The sequence below is a fragment of the Pseudomonas sp. 10C3 genome (assembly GCF_036346185.1).
In the GTDB taxonomy this organism is placed as follows: domain Bacteria; phylum Pseudomonadota; class Gammaproteobacteria; order Pseudomonadales; family Pseudomonadaceae; genus Aquipseudomonas.
The window spans coordinates 123,703-138,037 of sequence record NZ_JASJVE010000017.1 but is presented as its reverse complement, the minus strand read 5'-3'; the positions used below and the strand labels follow the sequence as shown (position 1 = coordinate 138,037).

The following is a 14,335-nucleotide window of genomic DNA, read 5'->3' as shown; positions in this document are numbered from 1 at the left end:
CAAAAAAAACCTGCGAATGAGTGTCATGCTTATGGCATTACCACGCCAATAGTTACGTTCTTATGACAAAACGATCATTCACAGAGCTAAGCGCATTGGTTAGAACTCGTCACAGGTTGTCACCGCAACGGTGACAACACCAAGCCCGCGACGCCGGCAGCGGGCACCAACGGCAGAAGATTCTGCCCGACCTCAACATGAGGTCATCAGGGACATTACAGTCAACAAACGAGGGCAACACCCTATGAGAAGACTTAAGCGTGATCCGTTGGAAAGAGCATTTTTACGCGGATATCAATTTGGTGTTCATGGTAAATCCCGTGAGCTTTGCCCCTTTACTCTACCGTCGGTACGCCAAGCCTGGATCAATGGCTGGCGAGAAGGACGCGGCGACAACTGGGACGGTATGACCGGCACTGCGGGTATCCACAGACTCAACGAACTTCACGCGGTCGGCTAATCAGGTACATTCCGATCAAGTTTTTTTAAAATTTTGAAAGATGACCTAAACCATGCACGCCCCACCCGGGCGGCGGGCTAAAGCCCAAGGGGTTCCGTCAAGGAACCCCTTTTTTATGCGCTGTGGCGGGACGACATCCCCGCTATTGCATCAACCGACTGGCGAATCAACGCCGGTCCTTTATAAATAAAGCCCGAATATATCTGCACCAGACTCGCACCTGCAGCGATTTTCTCAGCCGCATGCTTGCCTTCTGTGATCCCACCCGCCGCAATGATCGGCAACCGCCCGGCCAATTCACCCGCCAGTACTCTGACCGTATGGGTACTCTTTTCACGAACCGGCGCGCCCGACAGGCCACCTGCTTCGTCCGCATGGGGCAACCCTTCAACACCTTTGCGACTGAGCGTGGTGTTGGTCGCAATCACCGCATCCATGCCTGATTCAACCAGCGCAGCAGCGACCTGCACGATTTCTTCATCCGTCATGTCAGGCGCAATCTTGATGGCCAGCGGCACGCGCCTGCCGTGTTTTTGCGCCAGGTCCTCCTGACGCAGGCGCAGGGCTTCGAGCAATTGCTTGAGCGAGTCACCGAACTGCAGACTGCGCAAGCCAGGCGTGTTCGGCGAACTGACATTCACGGTCACGTAGCTGGCATGGGCATAGACCTTATCCAGACAGATCAGGTAGTCGTCCACGGCGCGCTCTACCGGGGTATCGAAATTCTTGCCGATGTTGATCCCGAGGATGCCGCGGTACTTGGCAGCCTGTACCCGGCTGATCAGGTGATCGACACCCAGATTGTTGAAACCCATCCGGTTGATGATTGCCTCGGCATGCGGCAGACGGAAAATCCGTGGTTTCGGATTGCCCGGCTGTGGGCGCGGGGTCACGGTGCCGACTTCGACAAAACCAAAGCCCAACTGCGCAAACCCATCGATCGCCGTGCCATTTTTGTCCAGCCCCGCGGCCAACCCGACCGGGTTAGGGAAGTTCAGGCCCATGACCGTTACCGGTAAATGCGCAGGCGCCTTGGTAAACAAACCATTGAGCCCCAAACGCCCGCCCGCGCCGATCAGATCCAGCGACAGGTCATGGGAGGTCTCGGGGGAGAGTTTGAACAATAACTGGCGGGCCAGGTTATACATGGGCGGGATTGGCTCGTGAGCGGCTGAATTCAGGGCGTCGATTATAGACGGGCTAGGGCTCATAGGCGAGTTCGAACTTGCAGCGCGCTTGCCCTGTGCCCTTTCTGAAACGGCAAGCGCATTGGCGAGTCTGAAACTTCAGGTTACCAAGTCATATTGACCGGAACCGGGCTGAGCGACAGGCTATCCGGCTCGACATAAAGTGATACAGGGACTTGTCATGAGCAAGGACAACTCAAAAAAACCTTTCGACAGTTTTTTCGCATCAAGCCGGAATCTTCCGAACGGTGGTGGCTCGTGGGCAGCCTGGAATAAACCCTCTGAGCCAGAGCGGATTTACATCGCCGAAGATCGATGGCCGCCCCCCAAAAAACGTACAGACCTAGTCTTTGCCAAGTCCTGCATTTCTGGCAAATGGTGCCGCACTGAAGCCGGTACCGCCCCAGAGCCCACCTCAAACTTCGGCAACGTGATGGTGGCGGGTGCCATGCTTATTCCATCTGCCAACACCGCTATAGCAACGGCCCTCGGTGCAGATCTGGCGCTGGGGCGCATGGCCGGTGGTGGAATCATGCAGCAGGGGCTCAGTTGGGCACTGCGCGGCGCGGGCGGGCCTGCCAGCATTTTCATACTGGGAATGCTCCCGGCCAAAATGGGCGACGGCACACTCTACACCGACAATCAGTTGCGCAACATGACTCACGCGCCCACGCGTGTGCGCTTCCAGTTCCGCCGCGATGCCGAGGGCGCGCTGCAGGTCTACGGCATCCATACCGGCGCCTCGGGCGACGACACAGTACGCACGGTGCAGGCCACGTGGAACGCCGACAAAACCGCGATGGAGACCAAGCTCAACGGCATCACCATTCTCTGGACCCCGCGGCGCAGCGGACTGGTACAAATGCCGCCGCTGGTTTATCCCGACAACAATGGCGGACGGTTGGGCACTATCCTGGTCCACCCGATCCCCGAAGGCACAGACTCGCAGATTGAAGGCCTTCCCGGAGAGGACATCACCACCGACGACTGTATTCTGGTGTTTCCAGCAGATACGGGGCTGAACTCGCTGTATTTGGTGCTTTCAAAGCCTGCTGGCGGGGGTGATATCAAGTACCACAAGCCGCCATTGGTGTTGCCTGCATTTCCAGATACCTTTCCTGTTAAATCCAAAAGCAGCGTTCAGGGTGGTGGAGGTATGCGTAGCCGCTGGAAAGACCGCAAGGGCCGAATGTACGAGTGGGATAGCCAGCACGGCGCTGTTGAAATGTACGATCCGCAGGGGAAACACCTTGGTGAATTCAACGCGGAAACGGGCGAACAAACCAAGCCAGCAAAACCCGGCAGAACCACACCAAAATAGGATATGAGGCCAATTATGTTTTTATGGATCAGTGGGTTTTTAAAAGGCGATGATGAGGACGACTCGTTAAAATACGACCTCACCATTCAGCCTGAGCATGAAGCCGCTGTAATGGGAATTCTTGGCTGGAAAAATATGAATGAGAGCCCAGATGGGGAATGGTTGCTAACCAGCAAACAAGCACAGCAGATAGCCGTAGCGATCAATGAGCAATTGCCAATGGGACTAGACCTGTTTATCGGAGTACGGGCATAGCCGTAGGTCCCATCTTGATCCATGACATTTATCGTAATCAGTGGATTTTATCCCGAACCCAATCCGGAAATTCATTGCAGTACGAAAGAGCTGTACCGCAAGAGTTAGAGTCAGCAGTGCTCGCCGCAATGGGGTGGGCGTCCCTGACGGACGTGCCTATGGGCGAAAACGATCTAACGTAAGGTCAAGCCGTAGCGGTAATGGCGGCACTCAGTGAGCCCATCAAAGATGACTTGATGTATTGCATTGGACTTTACAGCTAGCGCACTACAGGTCATGTGTCGCGGCAAGGATGGCATATGCCTTGCACATCCCACCGTTATCTACACTCGTTCCAACGGCGGAGCGAGGCATCGGACAATGGCGTCGCGACCGTCTTTGCATTTGCAAACGACTGAGCGACGCTTTTTTATGGATGGCGCTTTGACCATGAATAAATCGGCATGAACACACTACCGAACAACACTCTGGCCTGGGTCGCAGGCAGCGACGCGCCGGAAAAAAATACCATCGACCTGGGCTTCATGGCCCTGACCGACTGCGCACCACTGGTGGTTGCCGCCACCCAAGGGTTTGCTCAGCCCTATGGCTTGACCCTGAACCTGAAACGCCAATCGTCCTGGGCCAATCTGCGCGACAAGCTGGTGAGTGGCGAACTGGACGCCGCTCATAGCCTTTACGGGCTGATCTATGCGGTGCAATTGGGAATCAGCGGCTCCGTGAGCACCGACATGGCGGTGCTGATGGGCCTGAACCAGAACGGGCAAAGCATCAACTTATCCAAAGCGTTGCAGGACGCGAACGTGACCAGTCCTGACGCACTCGATCGGTATGTGCACCAAAGCCGTACAAAACTGACGTTTGCCCAGACCTTCCCCACAGGCACACATGCCATGTGGTTGTATTACTGGCTCGCGAGCCAGGGCATTCACCCGCTGAACGACGTCAACAGCGTGGTCGTGCCGCCGCCACAAATGGTCGCGCACCTGCAAGCCGGGCGTATCGACGGCTGCTGTGTCGGCGAACCCTGGTGCGCCAGCGCGGTGAATCAGGGCCTTGGCTTTACCTTGGCGACGACGCAGGCGATCTGGCCCGACCACCCGGAAAAAGTGCTCGGCTGCACCCGTGAGTTTGTCGAGCAGTACCCCAATACCGCACGGGCGCTGGTCATGGCAGTGCTGGAAGCCAGCCGCTTTATCGAACAAAACGATGAAAATCGGCGCAGTACCGCGCAATTGCTCAGCGGCAGCGATTACTTAGATACGCCGGTGGATTGCATAGAACCACGCCTCATGGGGGATTATGCCGACGGTCTCGGTAATCGCTGGCATGACCTGCATGCCGTGCGCTTTCATGGCGCAGGCGAGGTCAACCTGCCTTACCTGTCCGACGGCATGTGGTTCATGACCCAGTTCCGGCGCTGGGGCCTGTTGCGCGAAGACCCTGACTATCTTGGGATCGCCACGCAAGTACAGCAACTGAAGCTGTATAGCCAGGCAGCGGCCGCTGTCGGCGTTGCAGTCCCTGAGTCTGCCATGCGCAGCAGCCAGCTGATTGATGGCAAAGTCTGGGACGGTAGCGACCCCACGGCCTATGCACACAGCTTCAAGCTGCACGCGCTGGCCGATGCCGTCCCCACCCGTGTCAGTCGCTGAAGGAAGTCGCGAACATGCTGCGTATCCTGCTGATAAATGACACGGCAAAAAAAGTCGGACGTCTCAAGGCCGCACTCAGCGAGGCCGGTTTCGAGGTGATCGACGAGTCCGGGCTGACCATCGACTTGCCTGCACGGGTAGAGGCCGTGCGCCCCGACGTCATTTTGATCGACACCGAATCCCCCGGCCGAGACGTGATGGAGCAAGTGGTACTGGTCAGCCGCGATCTGCCGCGCCCTATCGTGATGTTCACCGATGAGCACGACCCGCTCGTCATGCGCCAAGCCATCAAATCCGGGGTCAGTGCCTACATCGTTGAAGGTATCAATGCCCAACGACTGCAACCGATTCTGGACGTGGCCATGGCCCGCTTTGAGAGCGATCAAGCGCTGCGTGCCCAATTACAGGCACGCGACCAGCAATTGGTGGAGCGAAAACGCATTGAATTGGCCAAAGGCCTGCTGATGAAAATGAAAGACTGCAAAGAGGAAGAGGCCTACACCCTGATGCGCCGCCAAGCCATGAGCCGCCAGCAGAAGCTGATTCAGGTGGCTGAGCAGATCATTGCCATGAGTGAGTTACTGGGATGAATTGACTGCTATCACGCGCTGCGCGAGAGCAATCCCCTGATGATGGCCCGGCTTTTGCTTCAGAGATTACACAGGTAGCCAACGGCGGTTGCCCCACTTACGACAAAGACGTCGCATACCCCTCTCGCAAACGCGAATCGGGTTGCGGCGTTTTTTTTTGCATTCGGGCCTCAGGCCACCACTCTTTTTTGCAGATGAGGTGTTCAATGAATACAAGCTTCTGGAAAGCCGGCCATAAGCCGACTCTGTTCGCAGCCTTCCTGTATTTCGACCTGAGCTTCATGGTCTGGTACCTGCTCGGCCCAATGGCCGTACAGATCGCCGGCGATCTGCACCTGACCACCCAGCAGCGCGGATTGATGGTCGCGACGCCGATTCTGGCGGGTGCCTTTCTGCGCGTATTCATGGGTCTGCTTGCGGACAAATTGTCGCCCAAGACGGCCGGCATCATCGGTCAAGTGGTCGTCATTAGTGCGTTGTTGACGGCCTGGCAGCTGGGCATTCACAGCTATGAGCAAGCCTTGCTGCTCGGAGTGTTCCTCGGCATGGCAGGCGCCGCGTTCGCAGTCGCCCTGCCGCTGGCCTCGCAATGGTACCCGGCCGAGCATCAAGGCAAGGCCATGGGCATTGCCGGTGCAGGCAATTCCGGCACCGTGTTCGCCGCCCTGATCGCCCCCGCACTGGCCTTGGCCTTTGGTTGGACCAACGTGTTCGGCTTCGCCCTGATTCCGCTGATCCTGGTCCTGATCGTTTTTACCTTGATGGCCCGCAACTCCCCGCAACGGGCCAAAACCAAATCCATGGCTGACTATATGAAAGCCTTGGGCGACCGTGACACCTGGTGGTTCATGTTCTTCTACGCAGTGACCTTCGGTGGCTTCATTGGCCTGGCCAGCGCCCTGCCCGGCTATTTCAACGACCAATACGGCCTGAGCCCGGTGACTGCAGGCTACTACACCGCAGCCTGTGTGTTCGGTGGCAGCATGATGCGCCCACTGGGCGGTGCTCTGGCGGACCGGTTCGGCGGGATTCGTACCTTGTCGGGGATGTACGCAGTAGCGGCCATCGGTATTGCGGCTGTCGGGTTTAACCTGCCCAGCTCTTGGGCTGCCCTGGCCCTGTTCGTTTCGGCAATGCTTGGCCTGGGTGCCGGCAACGGTGCAGTGTTTCAGCTGGTGCCACAGCGCTTTCGTCAGGAAATCGGTGTCATGACGGGCTTGATCGGCATGGCCGGTGGCGTGGGCGGCTTCCTCCTGGCAGCCGGTCTGGGTGCAATCAAGCAGAACACCGGCGACTACCAAATGGGTTTGTGGCTGTTCGCCAGCCTCGGTGTGTTGGCCTGGTTCGGCCTGCATAACGTCAAACGCCGCTGGAGAACCACATGGGGCTCGGCAGCGGTGACGGCGGCACGGGTTTAACCTCTCCGATGAGCTTGCAACTGAGCTTCGCCCATTTCAGCGCCAGCGGTCCGCGCACGGAAAATCAGGATGCGGGTCGCTTGGTGACGCCGATGCCGGCACTGGCGGCGAGCAAGGGCTACCTCTTCGCCCTCGCCGACGGTGTCAGCCATTGTGCCGACGGCGGGCTGGCGGCCCGCTCGACCTTGCAGGCACTGGCGCTGGATTACTACGCCACCCCGGAAACCTGGGGTGTCGCGCAGTCGCTGGACCGCCTGTTGCTGGCACAGAATCGCTGGCTGCAGGCCAATGGCCTGCTGACTACCTTGAGTGCCATCGTCTTACGGGGCCGGCGTTTCACCCTGGCCCATGTCGGCGATTGCCGGGTTTACCGCTGGCACGCGGGGCAACTGCTGCGCGTCAGCGAGGACCACGTCTGGGAACAACCGGACATGCAACACGTCCTCAAGCGCGCGCTGGGACTCGATCAATACGTGGTCATGGACTACCTCGACGGCGAACTGCGCGAGGGCGAGCGCTGGCTGATACTCAGTGATGGCGTGTGGTCGACGCTCAGCGAAGCCAGCATCAGCTCAATCCTGCGTGAGCAGGACAATCTCGATAACGCGGTGCAGACCCTGGTCAGCGCCGCGCACCTGGCGGGCAGTCAGGACAACGCCAGCGCCCTGCTGATTCAGGTCGATGGGCTGGGGCAGGATAACCTTGGCGACACCCTGATCCAGCTTCAGCAATGGTCAATACCTCCCGCGCTGAAGCCAGGCCAACGGTTCGAAGGCTGGCAGGTGGAAACGGTACTCGGGCAGTCGCGGCAATCCCTGCTATACCGGGTCCGCGATCAGCAGCAACAGCCCTGGCTACTGAAAACCCTGCCTGCAAGTCGTCATGCCGAAAGTAATGCCGGACAAAGCCTGCTACTGGAAGAGTGGTTCTTGCGGCGCGTGGCCGGACGGTTTTTCCCTGAAATACATCCCGCCCCCGAACGTCAGCATTTGTATTACGTGATGCGCGAATACCCCGGTCAGACCCTGGCCCAGGTGTTCGAGGAAAACGGTCCACTGCCGTTGCCGCAATGGCAGGATATGGCCATAAGCTTGCTGCGCGCCCTGGGTCTACTGCATCGGCGCAACATCGTGCATCGCGACATCAAGCCGGAGAACCTGCTGCTCGATGACGGTGGCGAGCTGCGCGTGCTGGATTTCGGCCTGGCGTATTGCCCCGGTTTGTCAGTCGATACCGCCAACGACTTACCCGGCACACCCAGCTATATCGCCCCCGAAGCTTTTGACGGCGTAGCACCCAGTGGACAACAGGACTTATACAGCGCCGGAGTGACCCTGTATTACTTACTCACCGGGCACTATCCCTATGGCGAAATCGAAGCGTTTCAACACCCGCACTTTGGCGTGGCGGTTCCAGCCAGTCGCTATCGACCGGACGTACCGGACTGGCTGGAGCGCAACCTGAGCCGGGCGCTGAGCGCAGACCCGACCCAGCGTTATGAGACCGCCGAAGAGTGGTTATTGGAACTGGAGCAGGCCGAACTGACCACGCTCAAGGTCAAGCCCAGACCGCTGCTGGAACGGGAGCCGCTGAAGGTATGGCGAGCACTGGCGCTGACGTCGTTGCTGGTGAATCTGTTGCTGATTATCTGGATCTTGCGTGGATGAGGTGGCGACCCAAGATCGCACCACTTGCGCGCAATCCGCGTTAAAAGAGTGCAATCAACCCCGCACAACGCCTGGAAAACCCCCGTAATCATGGGCGCCCACCGACTTGGCACAACCACTGCATTAGGTTCATCAAGCAATTTATAAAGTGTCCGCTTTCAACGACGAAAGCTGCACTTCCCGAGAGAACGGGACTGGACAAAGGCGTCCTCGCTAGGTGACTAGCGGGACGCCTTTTTTTGTTTGCGCGGAACTTGTCGAGCACGCCCCTCGTGGTCTCTCGGAGGCACTATGAAAAAACTCAAACTGGTGATGATTGGCAACGGCATGGCCGGCGTTCGCACCCTCGAAGAGCTGCTCAAACTGAGCGCCGACCTGTACGACATCACCGTGTTCGGCGCAGAGCCACACCCCAATTACAACCGCATTCTGCTGTCGCCAGTATTGGCCGGCGAGCAAACGTTCGATGAAATCGTGCTCAACGATTTGAGCTGGTACCTGGAAAACAACATCCAGCTACTGCTCAACCGTAAAGTAGTGAAAATAGATCGCGCCAAGCGCCTGGTAATCGCCGACGACGGCACCGAAGCCCACTATGATCGTTTGCTGATCGCGACCGGCTCGACCCCCTTTATCCTGCCAATCCCTGGCAATGACCTGCAGGGTGTGATCGGCTACCGCGACATCGCCGACACCCAGACCATGATCAACACCGCCAAGACCCACACCCACGCAGTGGTGATTGGTGGCGGCCTGCTCGGCCTCGAGGCCGCCAATGGCCTCAAGCTGCGCGGCATGCACGTGACCGTGGTGCACATCGGCGAATGGCTGCTGGAACGCCAACTGGGCCAGACTTCCGCGCATTTACTGCAAATGGAATTGGAAAAACGCGGCCTGACGTTCCGCCTGAAAGAACAGACCCAGGCACTGCTCGATGACGGCAAAGGCCGGGTGAAAGCTGTGCAATTCAAGAACGGCGATGTGATCCCTGCTGATCTGGTGGTCATGGCCGCCGGCATCCGCCCCGCCACCGAATTGGCCGAACAGGCTGGCATCCCCTGCAACAGGGGGATTCTGGTCAACGACACCCTGCAAACCTACGACCCGCGCGTGTATGCCATCGGCGAATGCGCCAGCCATCGAGGTATTGCCTACGGACTGGTGGCGCCGCTGTTCGAACAGGCCAAGGTCTGCGCGAACCACCTGGCGCAACTGGGCTTTGCGCGCTATCAAGGCTCGGTGACCTCGACCAAGTTGAAAGTGACCGGCGTCGACCTGTTTTCCGCTGGCGACTTCATGGGCGGCGAAGGCACCGAAACCATCACCCTGTCCGACCCGATTGGCGGGGTCTATAAAAAGCTGGTGATCAAGGATGACATCCTGGTCGGTGCCTGCCTGTATGGCGACACCGCAGACGGCGGCTGGTACTTCCGGCAAATCCGCGAAAACCATCAGATCAATGAAATCCGCGACCACCTGATGTTCGGCGAAAACGCCTTGGGCGATGTCGGCCACCAGGGCCAGGACAAAGCCATGAGCATGGCCGACAGTGCCGAAGTCTGCGGCTGCAATGGGGTCTGCAAAGGGACCATCGTCAAGGCGATTCAGGAACATGGCCTGTTCAGCGTCGATGACGTGAAGAAGCACACCAAGGCAGCCAGCTCATGCGGTTCTTGCGCCGGTCTGGTGGAGCAGATTCTGATCAACACCGTGGGCGGCGCGGCGGACGTCAAACCGAAGAGCGAAAAAGCCATCTGCGGTTGCAGCGACCTGAACCATGGACAAATCCGCAAGGCCATCCGCGATCAGCATCTGCTGACCATCGCCGGCGCCATGAGTTACATGAACTGGCGCACCCCCAACGGCTGCGCCACCTGCCGTCCAGCGCTGAACTATTACCTGATTTCCACCTGGCCAGGCGAGGCAAAGGACGATCCGCAATCGCGCCTGATCAACGAACGCGCTCACGCCAATATTCAGAAAGACGGCACTTATTCGGTGGTACCGCGGATGTGGGGCGGCGTGACCAACCCGTCCGAGCTGCGCCGTATTGCCGATGTCGCCGACAAGTACAACGTGCCCATGGTCAAGGTCACCGGCGGGCAGCGTATCGACCTGTTGGGGATCAAGAAGCAGGATTTGCCGGGTGTCTGGAAAGACCTCGACATGCCTTCTGGGCATGCCTACGGCAAATCGATCCGCACGGTGAAGACCTGTGTCGGCAGTGAGTTCTGCCGCTTTGGCACGCAGAACTCGACCCAACTGGGTATCGAACTCGAGCACGATCTTTTCAATATGTGGTCACCGCACAAGGTCAAACTGGCCGTATCCGGATGCCCGCGCAACTGTTCGGAAGCCGGGATCAAGGACGTCGGCATCATCGGCGTCGACTCCGGCTGGGAGATGTACATCGGTGGCAACGGCGGGATCAAGACCGAAGTCGCCGAATTCTTCGTCAAGCTGAAAACCGCTGAAGAAGTCCGCGAATACAACGGCGCCTTCCTGCAGCTGTATCGCGAAGAAGCATTCTACCTGGAGCGCACCGTGCACTACCTGCAGCGGGTCGGCATGGAGCACATCAAAAAAGCAGTGCTGGAAGATCACGATAACCGCCGGGCCCTGAACGCGAAATTGCAGTTCTCACTGTCATTCGAGCAGGACCCATGGAAAGAGCGCATCAAGCAACCGCTGCTGAAGAAAGAATTCGAACGCATCCCTGTGGAGGTGCTGGCATGAACTGGCTCGATATCTGCGCTCTGGAAGACATCAACCCACTGGGCTCGCGCATCATCGAAGGGCCCAAGGGGGACATCGCCATCTTTCGCACCAGCGACGATGAAGTCTTCGCCCTCGACGACCGTTGCCCACACAAAGGCGGCCCATTGTCTCAGGGGTTGATCTATGGGAAGCGCGTAGCGTGCCCGCTGCACAACTGGCAGATCGACCTGGAATCGGGTGCAGCGCAGGCGCCCGACGTGGGCTGCACGCACACACACTTGGCCCGGGTAGAGAACGGCCGCGTGCAACTGGCATTGAAGGAAGCAGCATAATGCGCCCACCCGCCGCTACAACGCAGATCACCGCGTCGACCTGCTGTTATTGCGGAGTCGGCTGTGGCGTGCTGATCGAACATGACAACGAGCGCATTCTCGGCGTCAGCGGCGATCCCCGGCACCCGGCCAACTTCGGCAAATTGTGCAGCAAAGGTTCAAGCCTGCACCTGACCGGCGACTTGACGGCTCGGGCGCTGTACCCGGAACTGCGCCTGGGTAAATCCTTGGCCCGTAGCGTCACCGATTGGGACACAGCGCTTGACCACGCGGCCAACGTGTTCGCCGACACCATTCGCGAACACGGCCCGGACAGCGTTGCGTTTTACGTCTCCGGGCAACTGCTGACCGAGGACTATTACGCGTTCAACAAACTGGCCCGGGCACTGGTCGGCACCAACAATATCGACAGCAACTCGCGGCTGTGCATGTCTTCCGCAGTGGTCGGCTACAAACGCAGCCTGGGTGCAGACGCACCACCGTGTAGCTACGAGGACATTGCGCTCAGCGATTGCGTGCTAATCGTTGGCAGCAACATGGCTTATGCCCACCCGGTGCTCTTCCGTCGGCTGGAAGAAGCGAAAAGCCAGCGGCCGGACATGACAATAATCGTGGTCGACCCGCGCCGCACAGACACCTGCGAACTGGCGGACTTGCACCTGGCGATCCAGCCCGGCACCGATGTCGCGCTGTTTCACGGCATCCTGCACCTGCTGCTTTGGGAAGACTGGATCGATCGCAGCTTTATCGATCAGCATACCCAGGGCTATGCAGAGCTAAAAACCCTGGTGCGCGATTACACCCCGCAAATGGTCGCCGAAATCTGCGGCATTCCCGTGGAGCAACTGCACGCCTGCGCGCAATGGATTGGCACCGCCCCGAGCTTTCTGTCGCTGTGGTGCATGGGTTTGAATCAGTCCACCTCGGGTAGCGCCAAGAACAGCGCACTGATCAACCTGCATTTGGCAACCGGGCAAATCGGCCGTCCCGGCGCAGGCCCCTTCTCTCTCACCGGTCAGCCCAACGCCATGGGCGGCCGCGAAACAGGCAGCTTGTCCAATTTGCTGCCGGGCCACCGCGAAGCGGCCAACGCCACGCATCGCGCAGAGGTTGCCGCGTATTGGGGGGTCGATGCGTTACCCGACTCTACCGGCCTGACCGCCATCGAGTTGTTCGAGCAATTGCAGACGGGCAAGATCAAGGCCCTTTGGATTGCCTGCACCAACCCCGCGCAGTCGTTGCCCGATCAACAGAAAATTCAGCAAGCGCTGACCACGTGCCCCTTTGTGGTCCTGCAGGAAGCCTTTCGCACCACCGAAACCTGCCGCTTTGCCGACCTGCTTTTGCCTGCGGCAAGTTGGGGCGAAAAAGAAGGCACAGTCACCAACTCGGAACGACGCATCTCTCACGTGCGCCAGGCGATACCGGCCCCCGGCCAGGCACGCGCGGATTGGGCGATTACCGTGGACTTCGCCCAACGCCTGGAACAACGGCTACGTCCAGGCACGCCCAGCCTGTTCGCGTTTGATCAACCTCAAGCGCTGTTCGATGAATACAAACAGCTGACGCGCGAGCGTGATCTGGATCTGTCGGGCATCAGCTATGCCGTGCTCGATCAACAAGGCCCACAACAATGGCCCTTCCCAGCCGGTGCCCGGACAGGAACACCGCGCTTGTATGGCGACGGCATCTTCCCCACCGAGTCGGGCCGCGCCAACTTCATTGCCGAACCCTACAGAGCCGCCAAGGAACTGCGTGACGCACGCTTCCCGCTGACCCTGAACACAGGGCGCCTGCGCGATCAATGGCACGGCATGAGCCGTACAGGCACCGCTGCCCGGTTGTTCGGCCATGTCAGCGAAGCCGTATTGAGCTTGCACCCTGACGAGATGCGCCGCCATCGCCTGCAAGCGGGCGATCTGGTAAGTCTGAAAAGTCGTCGCGGTAGTTTGATCGTGCCCGTCAGCAGCGATGACAGCGTACGACCAGGCCAGGCGTTTTTGCCGATGCACTGGGGTGATCGCTTTCTCAAGGGAGGCGTTAACGTCCTCACACAACCGGCGTTCGACCCACTGTCCAAGCAACCGGAGCTCAAGCACACCGGTGTGCGCATTGAGGCAGTGACGTTGCCGTGGCAACTGTTTGCGCTGGTCGAAGGCGACGTACAAGCTCATCTTGAAGCCCTGCGCCCGCTGTGCGAAAACTTTGCCTACGCCAGCCTCAGCCTGGCCGGTCGCGAGCGTCCTGCTCTGCTGATCCGCGCTGCCAGCACCCAAGCGCCGGACAATCAATTACTCACACAGATCGACCAGCTACTTGGCCTGAATGAAGGCCCGGTACTGTCCTATGACGACCCACGCCGCTCTATTGGCAAGCGGGTGCGCATCGAAAATGGCCGAATCACCGCCATCCGCCTGGCCGGGGAAACCATCGCCCAGCATTGGCTGCAGAACCTGTGGCTGGAAGGCCGCGCCGATGAACAACTGCGCCGCTGGCTCCTAGCGCCGATCAGCACCCCACCCGGTAACGCAGCGGCCACGCCTCACAGCAGCAAAACCTTGTGCAACTGCATGAATGTCAGCGAAAGCGCCGTGCTGGCCGGGATTGGTCGCGGACTTGATCTGATTGAGCTGAAAACACAACTGGGCTGCGGTAGCCAATGTGGCTCATGCGTACCGGAAATCAAACGACTGCTGGCGGCCAACCCGCTGCCAATGGCAATTAGCTAATGA

Annotated in this window: 12 protein-coding genes; 11 read left to right on the top strand and 1 reads right to left on the bottom strand. The window is 59.0% G+C overall.

Features of this window, described 5'->3' with window-relative positions:
• The first annotated feature begins 244 nt into the window (after positions 1–244).
• Complete coding sequence (locus QN399_RS17945; RefSeq protein WP_080290409.1) at positions 245–460, top strand: ribosome modulation factor; 216 nt, start codon at positions 245–247, stop codon at positions 458–460.
• Between the two features lie 113 nt (positions 461–573).
• Here the strand turns inward: QN399_RS17945 and QN399_RS17940 are convergent, their stop codons facing one another.
• On the bottom strand, positions 574–1,608 hold the full coding sequence (locus tag QN399_RS17940; protein WP_330201337.1) for a quinone-dependent dihydroorotate dehydrogenase: 1,035 nt from the start codon (positions 1,606–1,608) through the stop codon (positions 574–576).
• Positions 1,609–1,828: 220 nt separating this feature from the next.
• Between QN399_RS17940 and QN399_RS17935 the strand changes: the two genes are divergently transcribed.
• The 10 genes from QN399_RS17935 (at position 1,829) to QN399_RS17895 (ending at position 14,332) form a co-directional block, all read left to right on the top strand.
• Positions 1,829–2,968 carry an S-type pyocin domain-containing protein gene (locus tag QN399_RS17935; RefSeq protein WP_330201336.1) on the top strand — a complete coding sequence of 380 codons (1,140 nt, stop codon included), beginning with the start codon at positions 1,829–1,831 and terminating at the stop codon, positions 2,966–2,968.
• Between the two features lie 15 nt (positions 2,969–2,983).
• On the top strand, positions 2,984–3,223 hold the full coding sequence (locus QN399_RS17930; RefSeq protein ID WP_322179467.1) for a pyocin S6 family toxin immunity protein: 240 nt from the start codon (positions 2,984–2,986) through the stop codon (positions 3,221–3,223).
• A 14-nt stretch (positions 3,224–3,237) separates the two neighbouring features.
• Positions 3,238–3,405 carry a pyocin S6 family toxin immunity protein gene (locus QN399_RS26845; RefSeq protein ID WP_369125136.1) on the top strand — a complete coding sequence of 56 codons (168 nt, stop codon included), beginning with the start codon at positions 3,238–3,240 and terminating at the stop codon, positions 3,403–3,405.
• 261 nt (positions 3,406–3,666) lie between these two features.
• Positions 3,667–4,878 (top strand): CmpA/NrtA family ABC transporter substrate-binding protein, encoded by a 1,212-nt coding sequence (locus tag QN399_RS17925; protein ID WP_330201335.1) that lies wholly within the window; start codon positions 3,667–3,669, stop codon positions 4,876–4,878.
• A gap of 14 nt (positions 4,879–4,892) precedes the next feature.
• Positions 4,893–5,468, top strand: coding sequence for an ANTAR domain-containing protein (locus QN399_RS17920; RefSeq protein ID WP_322179469.1), 576 nt, complete (start codon positions 4,893–4,895; stop codon positions 5,466–5,468).
• A gap of 206 nt (positions 5,469–5,674) precedes the next feature.
• Complete coding sequence (locus QN399_RS17915; RefSeq protein WP_330201334.1) at positions 5,675–6,886, top strand: nitrate/nitrite transporter; 1,212 nt, start codon at positions 5,675–5,677, stop codon at positions 6,884–6,886.
• 8 nt (positions 6,887–6,894) lie between these two features.
• Positions 6,895–8,553, top strand: a complete 1,659-nt coding sequence (locus QN399_RS17910; protein WP_322217749.1) for a bifunctional protein-serine/threonine kinase/phosphatase — start codon at positions 6,895–6,897, stop codon at positions 8,551–8,553.
• Positions 8,554–8,844: 291 nt separating this feature from the next.
• Positions 8,845–11,289: a nitrite reductase large subunit NirB gene (gene nirB / locus QN399_RS17905; protein WP_330201333.1), complete on the top strand. Its 2,445-nt coding sequence runs from the start codon at positions 8,845–8,847 to the stop codon at positions 11,287–11,289.
• Entirely contained in the window at positions 11,286–11,603 is a 318-nt protein-coding gene (nirD, locus tag QN399_RS17900) for a nitrite reductase small subunit NirD (protein WP_322179472.1), read from the top strand. Before nirB ends, nirD begins: the two co-directional genes overlap by 4 nt.
• On the top strand, positions 11,603–14,332 hold the full coding sequence (locus QN399_RS17895) for a molybdopterin-dependent oxidoreductase (protein ID WP_330201332.1): 2,730 nt from the start codon (positions 11,603–11,605) through the stop codon (positions 14,330–14,332). The genes nirD and QN399_RS17895 overlap by 1 nt, the downstream gene beginning before the upstream one ends.
• Positions 14,333–14,335: the final 3 nt, after the last annotated feature.

Excerpts from the sequence above, each read along its gene's own strand:
- QN399_RS17920 (WP_322179469.1), top strand. The coding sequence starts at position 4,893 with ATGCTGCGTATCCTGCTGATAAATGACACGGCAAAAAAAGTCGGACGT.
- QN399_RS17930 (WP_322179467.1), top strand. The coding sequence starts at position 2,984 with ATGTTTTTATGGATCAGTGGGTTTTTAAAAGGCGATGATGAGGACGAC.
- QN399_RS17935 (WP_330201336.1), top strand. The coding sequence starts at position 1,829 with ATGAGCAAGGACAACTCAAAAAAACCTTTCGACAGTTTTTTCGCATCA.
- nirD (WP_322179472.1), top strand. The coding sequence starts at position 11,286 with ATGAACTGGCTCGATATCTGCGCTCTGGAAGACATCAACCCACTGGGC.
- nirB (WP_330201333.1), top strand. The coding sequence starts at position 8,845 with ATGAAAAAACTCAAACTGGTGATGATTGGCAACGGCATGGCCGGCGTT.
- QN399_RS17940 (WP_330201337.1), bottom strand. The coding sequence starts at position 1,608 with ATGTATAACCTGGCCCGCCAGTTATTGTTCAAACTCTCCCCCGAGACC.
- QN399_RS17925 (WP_330201335.1), top strand. The coding sequence starts at position 3,667 with ATGAACACACTACCGAACAACACTCTGGCCTGGGTCGCAGGCAGCGAC.
- QN399_RS17915 (WP_330201334.1), top strand. The coding sequence starts at position 5,675 with ATGAATACAAGCTTCTGGAAAGCCGGCCATAAGCCGACTCTGTTCGCA.
- QN399_RS17945 (WP_080290409.1), top strand. The coding sequence starts at position 245 with ATGAGAAGACTTAAGCGTGATCCGTTGGAAAGAGCATTTTTACGCGGA.
- QN399_RS17895 (WP_330201332.1), top strand. The coding sequence starts at position 11,603 with ATGCGCCCACCCGCCGCTACAACGCAGATCACCGCGTCGACCTGCTGT.
- QN399_RS17910 (WP_322217749.1), top strand. The coding sequence starts at position 6,895 with ATGAGCTTGCAACTGAGCTTCGCCCATTTCAGCGCCAGCGGTCCGCGC.